This window comes from Acinetobacter sp. YH12120 (assembly GCF_013418795.1).
Lineage (GTDB): Bacteria > Pseudomonadota > Gammaproteobacteria > Pseudomonadales > Moraxellaceae > Acinetobacter > Acinetobacter towneri.
The window spans coordinates 125,509-145,566 of the sequence record NZ_VPBI01000001.1 but is presented as its reverse complement, the minus strand read 5'-3'; the positions used below and the strand labels follow the sequence as shown (position 1 = coordinate 145,566).

Here is a 20,058-nt window from a genome sequence, read left to right as displayed (position 1 = left end):
TAATTCTCAAGGTTGAATTACATGTTGGTTCGCACAATACTCGCAATGAGTTTAAGTTGCATTTTTGCAGGGACTACTTTTGCTGCATCTACTGCTGAACAACCGTTAAATCCACAAGTGATTAGCAATACCGCTATTGAAGATCCGATTGATCCTTTAGCGACAGAAGCATCGGCTGCACAAAATAATCTAAATGCAACAGACACTGCTATTACGCAACAAGAACAAAATGATTTAAATAAGGCTTCAAAAACCTTAGATGATCTACACAAAACTGAAGATACCACTGCCGATGTAGGCACTGCACCAACAAAAAGCTCTGCAAGCCAAACTGCTACATCCAACACAGCAGCACCAAAAGCTTCATGGACTTTAGATGGTTTAAATAATGCCACTTGGTATGAAAATATTGGTAAAGGTCAGTTCCCTGTGTATGCACGTGCACACGTGATGCTGAACAATTCACATGCTTCTCCAGGTGCAATTGATGGCACTAGTGGTAAGAACACCCTAAAAGCAATTGCATCATTCCAGCAAATGAATGGCATTAGCCCAACGGGTATTTTAACCAAAGAAACTTGGGATGCGTTGGTTGCACGTCAAGGTTCACGTCCTGCATTTGTAGAATACACGGTTACTGAAGCGGACTTAAAAGGTCCTTATGCGAAATCTATTCCGCATGACTATGCAGAACAAGCCAAAATGAAAGGCTTGTACTACACCCGCGTAAGTGAAATGTTAGGTGAAAAATTCCACATGGATGAAAATTTCTTAAAGAAATTAAATCCGAATGCAACATTTAATAAAGTGGGTGAAAAGTTATTGGTGACCAACGTTCGCAATGACTTACCTGAAGACATTCACCTGATTGTGGCGCACAAAGGTGCAAAACAACTGTATTTGTTCAACAAACAAAACCAAATGGTCGGCTCATTCCCAGCAACCATTGGCAGTGCAGATACTCCATCGCCAACAGGTACTTATAAAGTGACAGGTGTTGCACCAAACCCATGGTACAGCTATTCACCAAGTAACTTTATTCAGGGCAAAAACTTAAAACCGCTGTCTTTACCACCAGGCCCTAACGGCCCTGTGGGGAATATCTGGATTGGTTTAAGTAAAAAATCATTCGGTATTCACGGCACACCAAACCCATCGACCATTTCAAAAACGGCGTCGCATGGTTGTATCCGTTTAACCAACTGGGATGCAAACGATTTAGGTCGTAAAGTACGTTCTGGCGTGACTGTAAAATTCCTTGAATAATCAGTGATCGCTTTAAACCGCAAAAGACCCACGTTTTTACGTGGGTTTTTTAATGCCGCGATAAAACTCTAAAATGTCTAGGTTCTGCAAAAAATCTACACATGTTGCAATTTTAGAACGGCATGTTGCAGTTCGCCTCTAGGTCGGCTGCGGTGAAAAGATTAAGATGAGTTCAAGTTAAAAAAATGATAGGAGCATTATCATGAATGCTTATTTACACCGTAGTGAAGATCGTGGTCATGTGAAAATGGGGTGGTTAGACACCAAACATAGTTTCTCTTTTGGTAATTGGTATAACCCGAAATATATGGGTGTTAGTGCCTTACGTGTCATTAACGATGACCGTATTGCCGCACATAATGGTTTTGGTACTCACCCACACGACAACATGGAAATTTTGACTTGTGTATTAAGTGGTACGATTTCCCACCGCGACAGCATGGGCAATGAACGCCATATTACTGCAGGTGAATGGCAGTTAATGAGCGCAGGTACAGGCGTTCAGCACAGCGAAATTAACAATGGTGATGAAGAAGTACACATGCTGCAAATTTGGATTCAGCCGAATGTACGCGATGCAGAGCCGACGTATCAGCAAATTCAACGTGACCCAAATACAGCACCCAACCAGTGGCATTTAATTGTCGGCCCGAATGACAATGCCCCAATGCACATTCGTCAACAGGCAGAAGTAAAAGCAGCTGTTTTAGAAACTGGACATCGTTTAGAAGTTACAGCAACACAAGCGGTAAACTATGTGCATGTAATTCGTGGTGAAATCACCATTGGCGAGCAAACAGTTAAAGCGGGCGATGCTTTGTTATTTGCTGATAATGCTGTGATTGAAGCAAAAGAAGACAGCCAGTTCATTTGGTTTGATTTACCAAAACAGTAAGTCCTGACTGTCACCTTATTATGATTGAGCATCTTTAATTTTTTGAGTTACCCTCTTGCCCTCTTCTACAGAGGGCTTTTTTATGGCTGAAATTGCATGATTCATTTTTTAAACACAGTTTTTGTCACGTTAATGACTTTACGCTGTTGTCTGCAAATACGCAGCAATTTGCTCTGCCACATTCCGTGCGGTTCGGGAAACACCAATTAAAGTTGCCGAGGCTGCGCCTGTCCAATCGCCATAACCAACCAACCATAAATTTTGCTGTTGTAACGCTCGATTTTCTAACACATCGACTGTGCCTTGTGCATTAACCACATTCAAACTTTGTAAATGCGACAATGCTGCCTTAAAACCTGTGCACCAAATAATGGCATCAATTTCCTGTTCGCGCCCATCTGCCCAAACTGCACTATGTTCGGTTAAATAGTCAAATGGCGGCAGACCATGTAATACATCACGTTGCCGTGCTTCTTTGACACTTGGAATCATCACAATATCGCCCAAACCACCGATCGGTTGTTCAATACTGCGACCTTCCTGCTGGGCTTTTAAGCGCTCCGTGGCACGTAAAAATAAAACCCGTCCATCTACATCATCGGCTAAAAAACTTGGCGGTTGCTGTGTAACCCAAAAAGTTTCGGCCACTTTAGACACTTCTGCCAAAATTTGTGCGCCTGAGTTACCCCCGCCGACAATCATGACTCTTTTGCCCTGAAAAGCATTGGCATTGCGGTAATGAGCCGAATGAATTTGTGTGCCTAAAAAGCGTTCGCGTCCTGTATAAGCAGGAATAAAAGGCTGACTCCACGTTCCAGTAGCATTCACAGCGGCTTTGGCTCGCCAGCTTTGCTGTGCCGAACACACAATTAAATCATTGCCTTCCTTCAGGACTTTTTCGACCTGCACAGGACGCAGCACAGGAAATTGATAGCGTGTTTCATACGCTGTTAAATAGTCAATCACTTCTAATCGTTTCGGATATTCCTGTTCGGTTTTTGGCATTAACCAGCCGGACAAAGAACTCCATGTATTTGGAGAGAACAGCTGTAAAGAATCCCACGCATGTTGCCACGCACCGCCCGACTGCGTTTGATTATCCAAGATCAGAAAATTGATTTTTTGCCGTTTTAAAAAGTAAGCCGTGGCCAATGCTGCTTGTCCGCCACCAATAATAATTACATCGGCATCCATTATTTGATTCAAAATGGCTCTCCTGCTCGCAATACGCACCCTGTTGCTATGCCTAATCTTAGCGCATAAGTGCAACACGTGAGAGATTAAAAATTCAGTCCACCAAACTCAACTTATGGAAGCACGTAATTAGAAGCAAGCCATCTTGAAAAATGATGCTGCAAAAAAGCCAAGTCTTTCAACTTGACTTTGTTTTGTAAGATAGCTTGATGTGCAACACTGCAGAATCAGGTTCGGGCTTTAAAAAGCCCAAACCAATTTCAAAGTCGAAGAGTGTCCTTCAGGACGATGTTCCACTTCGGTTTCTTTCAAAAACTTTGCTTCCAAAGACCAATTATCACGTTTGTATTGAATCGCGGGACCAAAAGATAGAGCCTGTCCTTTATTGCCAATACTGACACCATTCACTTCATCATCTGTGGTTTGTTTAAATACATAACCTTCGAGTGCCAATTTGACTTGATCATTCAATTGATAACCGATTGCATAATCTCCAGCGAAATAATCCCCCGACTGATAATTTGTGTCGTCATTTTCACTGTTGAAGCTATAAGACATTTTGGTGGAAAACTCCCAACCTTGCGGCTGCAAATAAGAATACGCAAAGATAGGACGAATGGTGTTGTAGTTCTTACCTAAGTTGGCAACTACAGGACGTTGTGGATTGGCATCTTCATAATCGCCTGTTGCGAGCACACCTTCTAAAGCAGCTACACTGTGATGATTGCCTTTATGCCAACCCAACATGCTGCCAATAATCAAATCGCCCAAACCACTGTTAGAGTCTGACATGCCCATCACATTTAAACGCAAATCGACCAAAGGCTGTGCAGCATATAAACCCAACTGACCGCCTGCAATGTGTTGGGGGGTCATCCATACCAAACGTGGAATATAGACATTCACATCGGCATGGAAATTGTCTGGGCCGTCTTTAAACTCACTGGCATGATAGTTCTGATAGTAGTTGAGTAAGTATACCCCAGCTGGTGGTAAAGCCCCTGCTGCAATGCCTTCTGCGCCTAATCCAAATGTATCTAAACCGTTTTCTGTTGCATTGACGTGTGTCGCCATGACACCCAAAAGCATGAGTGCCCAAATTTTGTTATTCATAGAACATCCTATTCAATAGAAATTTTGATGAAGTCTGCCTGCTGCGCCTGAATCATTCATGCGCGAACAGCCGACTTTTAAGGGCAGCATCAACAAAGAACTTGCTGATGCTGTATTGGCGAACGTGTTAAAACTTTGTGTTTTAAGGTGTGGGATTAAGCACTTGCACGACGACGTTCAACTTCAGTCGATGGTGCATTTGCAGTGTCTTTGACTAATTCAAAGTTAAAGGTGATGTGCTTAAATGGTTTGTCTAAACCACGGCGCTGAATTTCTGCAGCATCGGTCACATCTACCGCTGTTGCAACCAGACCTTCACGGGTCGCAAATGCGAAGTCATCCCACAGGTATTGATCACCTTCAATGTTAAATTGCGTAGTGAGTTTGCGGTAACCTGGTGCAGAAATGAAGTAATGCACGTGAGATGGACGGTTGCCATGACGACCTAGTTTGTTTAATAAAGCTTGAGTCGTGCCGTCTGGTGGGCAGCCATAACCGACTGGCATGGTCGTTTGCGCCACATATTTACCATTGGCATCACTGAAAATAGTACGGCGTAAGTTAAAGTCAGACTGAGATTTATCAAAGAATGAATAGTTACCTAAACCGTTGGCATGCCAAACTTCGACTTTGGCATTTTCAATGATATTGCCATTGGTGTCAGTGACTGTACCTTCAATAATTAACGTATCTAAATGGTCTGATTCTGAACCATCATCCATACGCGCAAAACCGACTGATTCAGGCGCACCTGCAACATAAAGTGGCCCTTCAATGGTACGTGGTGTACCGCCTGTTACGCCTGCTTTGGCATCGGCTTCATCGGCACGTAAATCTAGATAATGTTCTAAACCCAAACCTGCTGCAAGTAAACCAAGTTCATTGGCTTTGCCTGCATCGGTAATATATTCCAGACCTTTCCACACTTCTGAAGGCTGAATGTCTAAATCTTCAATGGCTTGAAATAAATCTGCCACTAAACGCACCACTATTTGCTGCACACGCTGATCGACAGGGCGTGTAGCGGTGTCTACGTTCATTTCCTTCACTAAAGTATCAATTTGTTGACGGTCCATGTAACTCTCCTTGGCTATTTTGGCTTTGCTGGTTGTCGCATTGCTATTTTGGCTTTTGACACTGCCTTACTGTGTTGATGATGGTGTCAGTGCTGAGCTAAATGCCTCAACACTGACCGACTTCCTTGGAAACTTTTTATCTATTGCAATTCGATAGGCTCAGTACAATATTGCAGCACCTATCCACTTTTAAATATGTTTAAACAATGCTGAACGTGACTGACCACTTGCACCATCGGCAGCACTCAAGAAGCGTTCAGTGTGAATATCACGTTCAAACAAACGGCTTTGCATTAAGGTCGAAATTGCTGCATCAATCATGACTGGTGGGCCGCATAAATAGGCTTTGTGTCCACCGCAACGCTGCTCAAAATAATCGGCAACCGCTTCATGCACATAGCCTGTAAATCCTGTCCAATGGTCTTCTGCTTTAGGTGCATTTAATGCGGGAATGTAGCGGAAGTTTGGATAGTCTTTGACTAACTGCTCAAACAGTTCTCGGTTATATAATTCCGCAACATCACGCGCACCTTGGAATAGGTAAATGGTGCGGGTATCACCCGACTCTAGTAAGTCTAAAATCATAGATTGCGGGCTAGATAAACCTGAACCACCTGCAATAAAAATCGCATCCTGATCATCCGATTTACGTACAAAGAATTGTCCGTATGGCCCTGAAATTTCCAGTGCGTCGCCTGCCGCAAGCTGCTCATGCACATAGGTCGTAGCACTGCCGCCCACAACATGACGAATATGCAATTCAATAATGCCTAGTTCGCTTGGTGCATTGGCAATTGAGAAGGCACGAGTGCCTTCAATACCCGGGAATTGCACGTTAATGTATTGCCCTGCCTGAAACTCCATCGGGCGGTCTAACTGCAAGCGCACACCTTTAATGGTTGGAGATAAGTCCTTTACCTCAAGGACTTTGGCCTGATAATCCTGAACCAAATATCCCAAGAAATCTGGGTCTTCATCAACATCGGCTTCAATGGTCATGTCTGATTCAGGCTTACAGCAGCACGCCAACACTTTGTGTTCTTCACGTTCCAAATCCATCAGCGCGAAAGGTGACGCTTCGCCGACATCATAATAACCATCGGTGACTTGGACTTTACAAGTGCCGCAAGTGCCATGCCCACAAGCAAATGGCAACCACACGCCTTGACGTAACGCGGCATCTAAAATGGTTTGATCTTCTTCAACCTCAATGGTTGTGCCAATTGGCTCAATTGTGACTTGATAGCTCATCTGCGACCTCCTGTCTTGTACTTACTGACTGTGCTTTGCTGTCTTTATTTTGTTGTGATCTTACTGTTTTAAACGTGTGCGCCCTTGTACCCATTCAGTCCTGGGGTCACAAAACGCAGTAGTGATTTTTGATCGAAGCCAATTTCTGCCAAGGTCTGTTCAGGGCGTGGCTGAATTACCTGTTTGTTTAAAGTAAATTGCACTTCATCCCATTTAATGTTTTCAAAGTCAGGATGTTGATGGAAACCCGCCTGCATTTGCTGATCCAAAAATTCCTGAAAGGTTTGCTGCGGCGAAACCAACATGGCGTGTGCAGAACAATATAAAGTGTGATGATCCCAACCCACATACACCAAAATGTTGTCGCCATAGTGTTTTTGTAGGTCGCGTGGTTCAAAGTCGTAATCTGGGCGAATAGCGCGTACTGACATGGTCATTCTCCGTATTGGGGTGGTTTGAGCCGCAAATGACTCAAACCGAAATCCTTTTAAATTTGAATCTTGAAATAACTTAAATTTTAGATATTTACTTTAGATAGTGAATGAGCGTTAAGCCGCATCACCTTTCCATTTTTTCCAGCGTTGCTGGTCTGGTGAACCTTCAATATCCAAGTTATCTGCACCGACATTGAAGCGATAATATTCGCGCAGCATGTTTTCCAAATCTAAGCCACCACAGTTGCCTTGTAGAATTTGGTTCACTGGCAACCATGCCTGCACATATTTTTCAGGTTCACGTTCAAAAATATCGTGACAACCATCTGAACAGGTGTGGTAACGCTCGCCTTTATAAACAGACTCACGATACGTAAACATGGTCGGATCGCCATCCATTTCGGTGAAAGTCATTGGCACTTGGCAAATTTGGCACAATTGCGGTAAGCCTGCGCTGTAGAAACGCTTGCCTTCTGCTTCCATCTTGCGTGCTAACTCCCACTTTGGACGGTAGTATTTGTCAAAGGTGTCTGGATATTTTTCAGATAACCAATCCATTTCCTGATCGGTTGGAATCCAAGTATGGAAACCTGCTGCATGACCGAAGTTATAGAAAATCCACCACGCTTGATGCGACACGTGTTCTTTTTCTTTGGTAATTACTTCTGAATATTTCGGCATACGAATACCGTAACGGCTCAAGTCTTTAAATAACGCACCGCCCGCTTCTTCAAAGTAGGTTTCCCACGCTTCTTTCCACGACATCACTTTGTTTGGCAGCATGTAGTCCATCATCATGCCAACTATAGATAACAGACGAGTCCCACGCCAGAACCACTTATCAATCCATTCCTGTACGATTGGCACGTTATCTTCGTGTTGTTCTAACAAGAATTTCACGATTTCTAGACCTAAAGTCATGTGACGTGCTTCATCGGACTGTGCACTAAAACCAAAGGTGACCGTTGCCATATCGCCATTGTGTGCTGCACCTGACATGAACGGTACGAACAACAAGTTGGTCAATACATATTCAAAGGCAAAGCTAATGGCTAACAAGAACTCAAACGGCCCTGCTGAACGCGCATCTTCAAAGAAAGATTTTGGTACAGACAAGTACCAAACGCGGTCATGCATGTGCGACCAATCCTGAAAACCATCAAAGAATTTGTTGTAATGGCTCATGGCATGAATTTGCGTCTGCACGTGACGTAATTCATCAATCGACTGCATTTGTGATGCGATACGTGCGCCTACACCACTGAACTGACGCCCTACATGTGCATAACCTTGGAATGCCTGATATTCAAGCGGAGTTACCGCAGTTAAAAACAGTTTGATGGCATTCAAATAACGCTCATTGGTCACGTTCATTTGACCGTTGTTTTGTGCAAAAGCATCAAAAATGGCGTAAAGTTTTTTCTCTTTTTCTGCCTGATACTTCCAGTAAGCATCCATGGTTAAACGGAATGGATCTTCCCATTTAGACCAGTCTGTAATTTTAATGCCTTCAAATTCTTCGTATGGAAAGGCTTCTTTGCGGTCTGCATAAGAAAAGTCCCAATCCAAGTCACGAGTAAGTGCGCGATAACGGTCTTTGGCATTCAGTTTTTTTGCTGGGGTTTTAACTTGTGAATTCATGCTCATCATCCTTAAATTTTTTAGCGGCAATCTATGCAGCAATATGTTCTGGCGGCACTGTACTCAAATTGGCTCAGTGCACATCCTTATTCCTAGTTCCAGTGCAAACGGAAACTGTCATCATCTTCTTCGACGTTGCCGCCCAACGTAATCATGTTGAGTTGTAAAGACTGAATATCCCAATCTTGTCCAAGTTTTTCAGATACCGTTTCTGCTTTAACAATCAGACCTGTTTCGCTTTCTACCCGAATCATGGCTGGCAGATATTGAATCGTGGCATCTGGGTTGTCTTCTTCAATCGCTTCAATGATGTAGCGCGACGTGTCATTGTCCTGTAATGCGAGATAAACCTTAGACATGCTGCTTCTCCTTAAGCCTGCAAAATTTGTTCGAGTTCGATGCCAATTTTTTTACTGCGTTCCAGCAGTTTTTGTTCTGCAATGTCGACTGCATCTGCAGACAACGCCTCAGCTGCCCACGCTGCAAATGCCGCTTTCACTTCAGGTAAATATTCGGCTAACCACTGGCTCAACAATTGTTTGTTATGTGCAGATTCTGCAGCTGCGGTTTTAAATACGCTGTCTGACCATTTGCGTAAATCTGCCATGGCTTCCTGCATAAATTCCATCAGCATCGCCAAGTCACGTGCTTGATGCTGTGCCAGCCATTGATCAAATTGGGTGTAAACCAATTCGCTCATAAAGCTGTCAATCACCAAGTTTTGTAATAAAAACAGTTTGAAATAGTCCTGCTCGATCAAACTGGTTTCACACAACTTGCGCAGTCCTTGCCATGCTTCATCCTGCATCCATGCTTGTTTGGCTGGAATTAAAGATTCGCCCGTGTTGCCATCGAGTGCCAAACCAACCCGTGAGATGTACTGCGCCATCCCTAAACGATCCATCGCAGCATAAATACAGGCTTGGGTCAGCACCGTGCCATAACCATAAGCACTGCCCGACATCATGTGTAAATTGGCAGTCTGTTCGATATGACGAAACGGCAAAAACAAGGCAATCACTTTGGCTTTGACATCTTCAGAAATATGCTCTGCCAACTGACGCTTTTCAAAAAAGCTAAAGTTACTTTCGGCAATGTCCTGCAAACGCGCACGATGCTGCACATAAGTTCCGTAATAAAACTGACGCGGGTCTTTAAATGCATACCAATCCTGCATTTCAATTGCAGTATGGGTTTTATCATTTAAGGTTTTTTCAGGTTTCCACAGCGGACGATAGTGAAAGTTGGTTTCCGCCTGAATATCAAAACTGACTTCCTGATAACGGGTGGCTGGCTTGTTGCCAAAACGGCGCTCAATATAGGCATAGTTTTGACGAATTGGCTCAATACCCGCTGTTTTAATTTCTAAAGTCATCGCTTATCTCCTTAAGCATTCAGTGTTGATCTTCATGATCAATGTTGTATCGCTGTGCACCGACTAAAGTGTCGTGTTCAATGCCGTAACGCCATTTGTCTTCTTCAGCATCATTCACGGCTTGCTGTTGTTCGCTCATTTCCACCACTTGATTGGTTGCGCAGAACTCGCGGAATGCTTGCTGCGGTAACACCAACTCCACATATAAAGTGGGATCGTGAATGGCAAAGTCGAACTCGACAAATGCGGCATTAATATCGCCCGTTACCCGAATATATTTGGTTAAGGGCAATGCGCCTGTTGCATCCTTCATATTGTTCTCCTACAAGATCTGATTCATTCAGAACTTGCTTCAGTTGCTTCATGCATCTGTTGCTTACTTTTACTATTACAACAAGCGTGCCAACTTTATAAAAACATTGAAAAACAGCAACTTAAAAAATCTGAGTGTTTTTATAAGAATTTGGATTTCATGATTTGATGAATTTTGATGTTTAAAAAATTTAAGATTTCATGATTTGATGAAATACAGCCCGTACAGATACAAAAATTTACCCTTGGGCTTTATGCAATTCGCTTATGATAAAGACGGAATAAAAACAACAAAAACATATAGATACAACTAAATACCTTTAAGGTTTGGCATGATGCTGTTTAGGTATTATTGAATTTTCACGAATTTGCATAAGATGGCTAAACAGCCTCGAATTTAATGGATTAAACACGGCGCATGGTACGAGTAAAATACGACAGCAGCGGCAAATATGCAGGTCATCCTCAGGAAATTCACGACCTGCTTTCCAAACTACATTTTGACACCGAGCGTGGACAAATCTGGTTTGATGAGTATCGCATGTTGCTGATGCATACCAGCATCATGGGCTATTTGCGTAAAGACCTTGCCAATATGATTGGGATGGAACGCACCAAACGCTTTTTTATTCGTTTGGGCTATCAGGCAGGTCTGAAAGATGCAGAAGTCACTACTAAAATGCGCCCAGGTTTAATTGAAGAACAGGCTTTTATGGCAGGGCCGCAAATGCACGGTATTCGTGGCATGGTGCAAGTTTCTGCCAATCAATTGATTTTAAATCAAAAGAAAAAACAGTTTTATGCAGACTTAAACTGGCATAACTCTTTTGAAGCCGATGTGCATGTTGAGCAATTTGGACTGAGTCACGAACCTTCCTGCTGGATGCTGCTGGGCTATGCTTGCGGTTACAGCAGTTTTGCCACAGGCATGACCATTATTTATCAGGAAGTGGAATGTAAAGCCTGCGGGCGTGAGCATTGCCGTATTATTGGTAAACAACTCAGTGAATGGGAAAATGCCGATGAGCTGATTCAGTTCATGTCGCCTGAACCGATGGAACAGGAACTCATTGCACTGCAAGCCGAATTGTATGAACTGAAAAAGTCGATTTATGCCACCAGTAAAAATGACTACAGCATGTTCAGCTCAGTCGGACAATCGGCGGCTTATCAGCGGGTGTGTGACTTACTCAAAAAAGCCGCAGGTGCCAAAGTTTCCATTTTGCTGCAAGGTGAAACAGGGGTCGGGAAAGAAGCCTTTGCCCGTGGTGTGCATGAACTGAGTCAACGTAAAGAACATGCTTTTGTTGCGGTCAACTGTGCGGCAATTCCGCCTGAACTGATTGAATCTGAACTGTTTGGTGTTGAAAAAGGTGCATTTACAGGTGCACATCAATCACGCTTAGGTAAATTTGAACGCGCCCATGGCGGTACTATTTTTTTAGATGAAGTGATTGAACTTTCGCCACGCGCTCAAGCGGCTTTGCTGCGTGTGCTACAAGAAGGTGAAGTGGAACGCGTTGGAGATTCGCAAACCCGTCATATTGATGTTCGCGTGATTGCTGCAACCAATGAAGATTTAGAACAAGCGGTTAAAGCAGGTCGTTTCCGTGCCGATTTATATTACCGTTTAAACATTTTTCCTGTGCAGATTCCTCCGCTGCGTGAACGCCGTGAAGATTTACCATTATTGGTTGCACATTTCTTAAAACGCTTTGAAAAAATGTATGACAAACAAATTCAAGGCGTCAGTGAAAAAGCCACTAACTTTATGCAAAGCTATGCGTGGCCTGGCAATATTCGTGAACTGGAAAACCTGCTCGAACGTGCGGTACTACTGACGGAAGATCAACAACTGATTAAACTGAATGCCCTGTTTCCGCAAATGCACAGCGACCATACTGTAGATGAGCAAGACAGCGTAGATTTAGACACGCTTTTAACCGAAGGTTTTGATTTAGAACAGCATGAGCAACAACTGATTATCACCGCGATGCAAAAAGCCAAACACAATGTATCTGAAGCGGCACGCTTATTGGGAATTTCCCGCGCTGCACTGGATTATCGTTTAAAAAAATACGCCATGCGCTAGAAATTCCGCAATAAAAAAGCCCTGTTTTTCAACAAGGCTTTTGCATTTCAAGCAGCCGAATTACCAGCTCAGTGTCTGAGTGCCTGGACGGAAAATTGCTTCACCCATAGCATCTGGATTGGCATATTTCAGACCTTTCATTAAGTCACCTTCAACAACACCGTACTGCTCCATACACATTTTGCAGATATACACATCACCACCTTTGGCGATAATACTTTTCAGCATGTTCTGATGCTCTGCATATTTATGTTCAAAGCGGTTAGATGCCAACATTACGCCTTGATCGACCAAATAAATCGTCAGTGGATGACCTTTGCCAAATTGGTTATTGCTCATGCCAATTGCCATTTTGGTGCGGTGCGCATCACTGCTGGTAAGCAAGACAAAAAGTGGATCTTTTTTGCTCTCTGCCATTGCTGGAGATAGACTGGCAAAGGTCAGCAAAACCGATAAACATAACAACTGAATCAATTTCATGGCAGAACTCACACTCAATTTAAATCTGGTCAAAATATTAGCATAATAAATATACTATATTTAAATAATAAATTAAGACGATAGTCTGTATGCAATAAAGCCAAGCACTAAACTTTTTCAAAAATCAAAAATTGATCACTGTAAAATGACCCCAGCATCAACAATCACAATTCAATACGTCCAAAAAACAAAGCGCCACCGAAAACGGCAGCGCCAAGCATGTATTTAAGAGCAATCTTTTCTAGTAGAAATGAAGGGTTAAGCCGCTAAATTTTTCTTGAGTTCATCTTCTACAATACCAATTTCCAACTCACTGAAACGACGGATTTCCCCTTCTGCATGTTTTTCCAACATGCCGCCAATCAATGGCACTTTAACCTTAATTGTCCAGTTTAATTGAATATCAATTTTTTCATGGTTGCCTGTCACACTACGCTCGCCTTTAGCTTCTAAAGGCAAGTTTGCACCAAGCTCCACGGTAGAAGTAAGCGCCGTTAAATGGGTCACATCATTGCGTTTTAAACGAAATGCATCTTTTAATAATTTTTTAGCCATATCTGGAATATTCACATCTAAATTATAAGCACGGCGTAAAGTGTAAATATCACCGTTCTTTTTAGATTCTAAAATTTCCAAATTTTCACCAGGAATACGCTTGCAGACTGCTTCATGCAAAGCAACATCTGCCACTAAACGCTTAAATTCGTCAATTGAAACGCCATGAATGGTGGCGTTTACAGTAAATTGATGAGCCATTTGAGTTCCTTTTATTTTGTTTATTGATGGAGTAGGTCTAGCATCATCGTGCAATATAATTTGGCTGATGCTCAACGGGTATAAGCTGTTTTATATCCTAAATACAACTTTATTTTCAGGCTATTAAAATGTTTTTTCCGCCTGCTGTCATTGACTCTATTTTGTCTATTCTGTGTGAATGATGCCAAATTCAGCGGCATAGGTTTCATGGCTATAAATAGTTAAATAATGCCCATAAAATTCAATTTTGGCATAAAAATGTTCTGCGCCATCATCTAGTCCTGTGGAACACCATGTCGTCCCTTTGGGGAAATCATCTAACCACTGGGCTTGGTAAAAATCTGCAATCGAATCAAACTGTAAATAACGCTCAGGATACGCTAAAATATCCAATGCCAATAAATCAAATTGTTTAAGCTGCGCCTGTTTAAAATCAATTAAATTGCTCATCGCTACACGCCATCACACCGCAGAATGTGCCGCATGTTGTTGTCGGATTTTATGCCATTCACGCCAGCCCAAATAAGCAAGAACCACAAAACCTGCATATAACACAGCCGTTAACAGCAACTCTTTGTAAATAAACATGCCGATATACACCAGATCGACCACAATCCATAACACCCATGTAGCCAAGTATTTACGACTGGTCCAATAGGTTGCCAATAGACTCATAACTGCCAGTTGTGCATCCAATAAAGGCAGTGAAGCCTGCGTCCACCACTTTAAACTTAGCCCAAACAGTAAACCCAGTATGCTACTCAGTGCAATTTGCAGCCACATTTTAGAGAGTGGCAAGCTTTGAATGATGATATGTTGTTTTTGCTGCTGTGCAGTTTTCCACTGGAAAAAACCATAAACAGCCATGCCCATAAATAGGGTTTGTAATACCGTTTCGCCATACAATTGATATTCAAAGAACAAATAGGCATACAGCAAACAGGCAATAAAATTCACCACCCAGCAAGCTATATGTCGCTTAATGGTTAAGGTCACGCCTAAAACACTAATCAACACAGCAATGATTTCTAAAACTGACATTGATGCTGCCTATGTAAAAGAAAAAGGCATGATACCTCTTTTCGGGAAAATAGCGCAAAACTCAACATTTAACCAAACACTTAACTGACAAGAAGATGCTGCAATTAATTTTCAAGAAACCTCTGTAAAATCATAAACAGAAAATCAGGCATGAAAATCAATCTGTTTGAAACTGCTCTGAATTATTGTATTTATGCTCTTGCCCAAAGCGGTCTACATGGGTAATAAAAACTCCGTATTTGCCGACAAAATATTCAAGGGATTGCTCGTAAAAACTCCAGTAAATTGACCACTCCCCCAAGTCTAACTGACGAATTTGCGTATGTGCTTTGGCAGGCATTTTATTCAGCACTTCTTGTTGAATAGTTTCGGCATCTTCAGGGTCACGACTAGATACTTTTAAGCTTAAAAATATTTCTGCGATATCATCAAATAATTGCTGTTCGTATTCGGCAACTTCTTCCACCACCTCTTCTACAGGGCGCGGTGCTTTGTGGGTAATCGGGTCTTGGACAATATTGGCAATATCTTGACAGCTTTGCTGAAAAGTACGATTAATTTTTATTTTGAACCAGACTTTCCAGACTGCATATACGGCAATCAACAACAAAATCCATAACAATAGTTTTGCCATCTTGGTCTTCGCTCTTATTTCAGGCGTTTCAATAAAGTATAACCATTTCAGGGCTTAGCGTCTATTCGCTGCTGCACGCTTCAACGCTTATGCTTTAACAGATGATTCCATCCATGCATCGCTAAAAAGTGCAATGCTCAATTACACAATGATACCGATTGCCTTAAAAATAGGACTTGTGCTGCAGTATAACGCAGTAAAACACAACAATTTTCTGCTATTTCTTTAAACACTTTTCGCTTCCAATAGAGCCTTGTTTTTATCTATCACCCTAAGCCTAGATGATTAGAGCTGCACAAATTCAAGATGTCGCCAATTTGGTTGCGGTATTACACGCCAGTATTCGCTCTTGTATTCAAGATCATCAACGCAATGAAGCCAAAATTCAGGCATGGCTAGAAAATAAAAGCTATGAAAATATTTTAATGCTGCTGCATTACAACAATTGTTGGGTCTATGTCTTACAGCATGTGGTGGTTGGCTTTATTATGATGAGTGATCGCGGGCAAATTTTACAACATGCCATTGCCCCCGAAGTACAACAACGCGGTATTGGTCAAGCCTTGTTATTTGAAGCAATAAGCGATTTAAAGCGCAAAAATGTATCGCACATGAGTGTATTTAGCACACAGACTGCTTTAAGTTTTTATGAAAAAAATGGCTTTGAAATACAACCTCAAAAAATTAGCTATGGGCACTTCACACCCATGCTCAAACATCTCAATGGCGAACCCTTAGAGCACACTTAAAAAACAAACTTTCCAATATAGTGAACGCACATAAAAAAACCGCTTTCAGGTGAAAGCGGTTTTTTGGGGATGTGGATTCGATTTTATAAACGAATCTAATTTTATAAGCGAACTAGGGCAATAATTTTTTCTGCCAGTTCTTCTGTAGCTGTCGCAGTCAACTCTGCATCTGCACCACTGTTTACATCACTAATGACCACAATGCCCGTTTCGCGGAGTAATGCAACCTGCGCAGCATCTAAACCTGCTTTGGCAATGGCAACAATACCCTGCTGAATCAGCAAGCTTTCAAGTGCTTGTGCCTGTTCAAGTGCTTGGCTTGGTACACATACCGCTGCAGGTTTTTGACCCAAACGTGCAGCACGGTCTTCGGCTGTTACAGGTGTACTGTGTGCAGTCCATTCTACGCAAGCTTCAACCATACCTGCGCCAATGGTCACGTTATTTAAACGATCAATGAAAATAAACGAACCCGTATAACGACTGTCTTGATAACGGTCAAATACCACAGGCGCATCAAATTCGATGGTGACATTGGCAATTGCATTCAGTTCAAGCTGTTCAACCTGCACCTGTTCCAAAGTATTCACATTGGTACGGTAATGAATGGCTGTGACTTTTGCAGGCACAGTTTGTGTACCCACTTTTAAGTTATACAGCTTGCCAATAGATAGTGGCTGATCAGCCATCCACACCACAGTGGCATTTACAGCACGTGAAATTTCAGGACGCACTTGATCTTCACGCACCAACACATTACCACGTGAAATATCAATTTCATCGTTCAGTGTTAGGGTAACTGCTTGACCTGCAATTGCATGTTCAAGATTGCCATCAAAAGTCACAATCTCTTTTACTGTCGAGCTTTTGCCCGATGGCAATGCCACAATGCGGTCACCCACATGAATATCGCCCAAAGCAATCGTGCCGCAGAAACCACGGAAGTCAAGGTTTGGACGGTTGACATACTGCACAGGGAAACGGAAATCATTTTGAGCCGAGTTACGGTTAATTTCTACCGACTCCAATGTTCCCATTAAAGTATCGCCTGTGTACCAAGGGGTATGCTCAGACTTGTTCACCACGTTATCGCCATTTAAGGCAGAAATTGGCGTGAAAATAATATTCGATGGTTTACGATCACCCAGTTGATTCACAAAGTTCGCATATTCCGTCTGAATTTCGTTAAATCGTGCTTCTGAATAATCCACCAAATCCATTTTATTGATAGCAACCACAATATTGTTAATGCCCAATAAACTAGAAATAAAAGTATGACGACGGGTCTGAGTTTGTACGCCATAACGCGCATCAATCAAAATAATCGCCAAGTCACAAGTCGATGCACCTGTTGCCATGTTACGTGTATATTGCTCATGCCCAGGTGTATCGGCAATGATGAACTTACGCTTTTCAGTAGAAAAATAACGATAAGCCACATCAATGGTAATGCCCTGCTCACGCTCGGCTTGCAAACCATCGACCAATAAAGCTAAATCAGGTGCATCGCCCGTAGTGCCGACTTTTTTCGAGTCACGAGTCACGGCTTGTAATTGATCTTCATAAATCAATTTTGAGTCATACAACAAACGACCAATTAATGTCGATTTACCATCGTCTACGTTACCGCAAGTTAAAAAGCGCAGTAGATCTTTGTTTTCGTGCTGTTTTAAATACGCCAAAATATCTTGGCTAATTAAATTCGATTGATGAGACATTGCTCAAAGCTCCACATATTTTTTAGAAATCGGTTTTTTAATCTTTAATCCCTCTAAATCTCCCTTTTATAAAGGGAGGCTTTGCTCCGCTTTTTATAAGTCCCTCTTTATAAAGAGGGGTTTGGGGAGATTTTTCAGGAGAGATTAGAAGTAACCTTCTTGCTTTTTCTTTTCCATCGAGCCAGCTTCATCGTGGTCAATCATACGACCCTGACGCTCTGAACTGGTTGCCAATAGCATTTCCTGAATAATTTCAGGCAAGGTATTCGCTTCTGATTCGACTGCACCCGTAAGTGGATAACAACCTAAAGTACGGAAGCGTACCGATTTCATTTGTGGAACTTCACCTTCTAGCAACGGCATGCGTTCGTCATCGACCATAATTAAAGTGCCGCTACGCTCAACGACAGGACGTTCTGCAGCCAAATACAACGGTACTAATGGAATACTTTCGAGGTAAATGTATTGCCAAATATCCAATTCAGTCCAGTTAGACAATGGGAACACACGAATACTTTCGCCTTTATTGACCTTGCCATTATACAAATTCCACAATTCAGGACGCTGATTTTTCGGGTCCCAACGATGTTTTGCATCACGGAAAGAATAAACACGTTCTTTGGCACGTGATTTTTCCTCATCACGACGCGCGCCACCAAATGCCGCATCAAAACCGTATTTATCTAAAGCTTGTTTTAAGCCTTGGGTTTTCATGATGTCGGTATATTTAGAACTGCCATGATCGAATGGGTTAATGTTGGCATCTACCCCTTCTTTATTTTGATGAACAATCAAGTCAAAACCGTGCTGTTTTGCCATGTTGTCACGGAAAGTGATCATGTCTTTGAATTTCCAGCCTGTATCCACATGTAACAGTGGAAATGGCAGTTTCGCTGGATAGAATGCTTTTAAAGCCAAATGCAACATTACCGCTGAATCTTTACCAATCGAATACAACATGACTGGATTTTCAAACTCGGCTGCAACTTCACGGATAATATGAATACTCTCAGCTTCAAGCTGTTTAAGATGAGTAAGTCTTTCCTGATTTATTGACATTGATCACACCAGATGTACTTAAACTTGTGTACGAATAACACAGATAGAATTTGATTTTCATTATAGTGACTTAGTTATGCAGACTATTGCTTGTTTTATTATATTTATATGCAAAAAGCTCATATAAAAGAAAACCAATAAGCAGTATAAGTTTTATTTAATCAATAGTTTATTCCATCATATATTGAAATTTAACGTCATTCTCGCTACGTTTGATACATACAAATCGCGCTTACAAGCTGCTCATTTTTGAATAACTTCATAGATTATTCATCTAATTCAGTGCTTCAAGCATGAACAAAAAATGCTTAAAGTAAAAACATATTTTTTTATTTTTAAGATGCTCCCATGCCACAGATTGAACAGATCAAATCCAAACTTGAACAGGCGCAGCTGGCTGGTTTTTTGTATCAGCACAGCCCTGAGCTACTCGTCCTACAAGAGCCTTTAAACGATGATGCTTCAATGCTGAATGTTTTTGTGCAACATGAACTCAGTGCAGATCAGATTGGGCTGCAATTTGGTTTGCGTTGCCGTGATCAACAACTCTCCTTTTTAATAGGCGTGACGCATAGCAATCAAAACCGCAGCTATGAAATTGGTGCGGGCAATTTAAAGGCCGAACAAAAAGCCTTTAACTTAATGTATGCATTTTATAATTATCCTAAAGGTTTTTATTTGGTAGATGTGCCTTTAAATGCAACCACGGCAGAACTGCATCAAGCGATTGAAACGCAATTATTTTCGCAAGAAAAACTGGATTTCTTAAACACTGCTATTAAAACCAACCCCATGGGTACACAAGTAACTTGGATGAAAGCGCATATTTTGCAGCAAGCTTTAGAGATGAAAGTACGGATTCAAACGGCGTTGTTATAAGCATCATCACTTTAAGTTTCTGCGGATTACGCAAGATGCACTTAAACCCCGCCAAAACTGGTTGATTGATTAAACTCGAAATTATCGTATACT

General features: G+C 42.0%; 21 protein-coding genes. 5 read left to right on the top strand and 16 right to left on the bottom strand.

Going from position 1 to position 20,058, the window contains the following annotated elements:
- The first annotated feature begins 21 nt into the window (after window positions 1-21).
- Window positions 22-1,266 (top strand): L,D-transpeptidase family protein, encoded by a 1,245-nt coding sequence (locus FTU58_RS00725; RefSeq protein WP_004971948.1) that lies wholly within the window; start codon window positions 22-24, stop codon window positions 1,264-1,266.
- Between the two features lie 202 nt (window positions 1,267-1,468).
- Window positions 1,469-2,161, top strand: a complete 693-nt coding sequence (locus FTU58_RS00720; RefSeq protein ID WP_004971950.1) for a pirin family protein — start codon at window positions 1,469-1,471, stop codon at window positions 2,159-2,161.
- A 138-nt stretch (window positions 2,162-2,299) separates the two neighbouring features.
- Here FTU58_RS00720 and FTU58_RS00715 read toward each other — a convergent pair whose 3' ends face one another.
- From FTU58_RS00715 to FTU58_RS00675, 9 genes are all read right to left on the bottom strand, one after another.
- Window positions 2,300-3,355: an ArsO family NAD(P)H-dependent flavin-containing monooxygenase gene (locus FTU58_RS00715; RefSeq protein ID WP_373885998.1), complete on the bottom strand. Its 1,056-nt coding sequence runs from the start codon at window positions 3,353-3,355 to the stop codon at window positions 2,300-2,302.
- 240 nt (window positions 3,356-3,595) lie between these two features.
- A complete protein-coding gene (locus FTU58_RS00710; RefSeq protein ID WP_004971953.1) occupies window positions 3,596-4,468 on the bottom strand; it encodes a transporter in 873 nt (290 codons plus the stop codon).
- Between the two features lie 155 nt (window positions 4,469-4,623).
- Window positions 4,624-5,544: a catechol 1,2-dioxygenase gene (catA, locus tag FTU58_RS00705; protein ID WP_004971957.1), complete on the bottom strand. Its 921-nt coding sequence runs from the start codon at window positions 5,542-5,544 to the stop codon at window positions 4,624-4,626.
- Window positions 5,545-5,733: 189 nt separating this feature from the next.
- Window positions 5,734-6,795: an NADH:ubiquinone reductase (Na(+)-transporting) subunit F gene (locus FTU58_RS00700; protein WP_004971960.1), complete on the bottom strand. Its 1,062-nt coding sequence runs from the start codon at window positions 6,793-6,795 to the stop codon at window positions 5,734-5,736.
- Between the two features lie 68 nt (window positions 6,796-6,863).
- Window positions 6,864-7,226 carry a phenol hydroxylase subunit P4 gene (locus FTU58_RS00695; RefSeq protein ID WP_104853300.1) on the bottom strand — a complete coding sequence of 121 codons (363 nt, stop codon included), beginning with the start codon at window positions 7,224-7,226 and terminating at the stop codon, window positions 6,864-6,866.
- A gap of 117 nt (window positions 7,227-7,343) precedes the next feature.
- Window positions 7,344-8,870: an aromatic/alkene/methane monooxygenase hydroxylase/oxygenase subunit alpha gene (locus FTU58_RS00690; protein ID WP_004971966.1), complete on the bottom strand. Its 1,527-nt coding sequence runs from the start codon at window positions 8,868-8,870 to the stop codon at window positions 7,344-7,346.
- A gap of 92 nt (window positions 8,871-8,962) precedes the next feature.
- Window positions 8,963-9,229, bottom strand: a complete 267-nt coding sequence (locus tag FTU58_RS00685) for an MmoB/DmpM family protein (protein ID WP_004971969.1) — start codon at window positions 9,227-9,229, stop codon at window positions 8,963-8,965.
- A gap of 11 nt (window positions 9,230-9,240) precedes the next feature.
- A complete protein-coding gene (locus FTU58_RS00680; RefSeq protein ID WP_004971970.1) occupies window positions 9,241-10,245 on the bottom strand; it encodes an aromatic/alkene monooxygenase hydroxylase subunit beta in 1,005 nt (334 codons plus the stop codon).
- Between the two features lie 19 nt (window positions 10,246-10,264).
- Window positions 10,265-10,558, bottom strand: coding sequence for a phenol hydroxylase subunit (locus FTU58_RS00675; protein WP_004971972.1), 294 nt, complete (start codon window positions 10,556-10,558; stop codon window positions 10,265-10,267).
- 417 nt (window positions 10,559-10,975) lie between these two features.
- Here FTU58_RS00675 and mobR point away from each other — a divergent pair, with 417 nt between their 5' ends.
- On the top strand, window positions 10,976-12,649 hold the full coding sequence (mobR, locus tag FTU58_RS00670) for a phenol degradation transcriptional regulator MobR (protein ID WP_180061924.1): 1,674 nt from the start codon (window positions 10,976-10,978) through the stop codon (window positions 12,647-12,649).
- 60 nt (window positions 12,650-12,709) lie between these two features.
- On the opposite strand, the gene FTU58_RS00665 is transcribed toward mobR, so the two are convergent.
- The 5 genes from FTU58_RS00665 to FTU58_RS00645 form a co-directional block, all read right to left on the bottom strand.
- Window positions 12,710-13,129 carry a DsrE family protein gene (locus FTU58_RS00665; RefSeq protein WP_004971976.1) on the bottom strand — a complete coding sequence of 140 codons (420 nt, stop codon included), beginning with the start codon at window positions 13,127-13,129 and terminating at the stop codon, window positions 12,710-12,712.
- A gap of 258 nt (window positions 13,130-13,387) precedes the next feature.
- Window positions 13,388-13,885, bottom strand: coding sequence for a DUF2505 family protein (locus FTU58_RS00660; RefSeq protein WP_004971978.1), 498 nt, complete (start codon window positions 13,883-13,885; stop codon window positions 13,388-13,390).
- A gap of 165 nt (window positions 13,886-14,050) precedes the next feature.
- A complete protein-coding gene (locus tag FTU58_RS00655) occupies window positions 14,051-14,335 on the bottom strand; it encodes a hypothetical protein (RefSeq protein ID WP_096900962.1) in 285 nt (94 codons plus the stop codon).
- Between the two features lie 12 nt (window positions 14,336-14,347).
- A complete protein-coding gene (gene pnuC / locus FTU58_RS00650; RefSeq protein ID WP_154320936.1) occupies window positions 14,348-14,926 on the bottom strand; it encodes a nicotinamide riboside transporter PnuC in 579 nt (192 codons plus the stop codon).
- Between the two features lie 157 nt (window positions 14,927-15,083).
- Window positions 15,084-15,560 carry a hypothetical protein gene (locus FTU58_RS00645; protein WP_167845869.1) on the bottom strand — a complete coding sequence of 159 codons (477 nt, stop codon included), beginning with the start codon at window positions 15,558-15,560 and terminating at the stop codon, window positions 15,084-15,086.
- 281 nt (window positions 15,561-15,841) lie between these two features.
- On the opposite strand from FTU58_RS00645, the gene FTU58_RS00640 reads away from it, so the two are divergent.
- On the top strand, window positions 15,842-16,309 hold the full coding sequence (locus tag FTU58_RS00640; protein ID WP_131261606.1) for a GNAT family N-acetyltransferase: 468 nt from the start codon (window positions 15,842-15,844) through the stop codon (window positions 16,307-16,309).
- 101 nt (window positions 16,310-16,410) lie between these two features.
- Here FTU58_RS00640 and cysN read toward each other — a convergent pair whose 3' ends face one another.
- The gene (gene cysN, locus FTU58_RS00635; RefSeq protein WP_096900965.1) at window positions 16,411-18,027 is read right to left on the bottom strand and encodes a sulfate adenylyltransferase subunit CysN; all 1,617 of its coding nucleotides are present in this window, start codon (window positions 18,025-18,027) and stop codon (window positions 16,411-16,413) included.
- A gap of 144 nt (window positions 18,028-18,171) precedes the next feature.
- Window positions 18,172-19,080, bottom strand: a complete 909-nt coding sequence (gene cysD, locus FTU58_RS00630; RefSeq protein WP_026438300.1) for a sulfate adenylyltransferase subunit CysD — start codon at window positions 19,078-19,080, stop codon at window positions 18,172-18,174.
- Between the two features lie 354 nt (window positions 19,081-19,434).
- On the opposite strand from cysD, the gene FTU58_RS00625 reads away from it, so the two are divergent.
- Window positions 19,435-19,965 carry a hypothetical protein gene (locus FTU58_RS00625; RefSeq protein WP_180061923.1) on the top strand — a complete coding sequence of 177 codons (531 nt, stop codon included), beginning with the start codon at window positions 19,435-19,437 and terminating at the stop codon, window positions 19,963-19,965.
- Window positions 19,966-20,058: the final 93 nt, after the last annotated feature.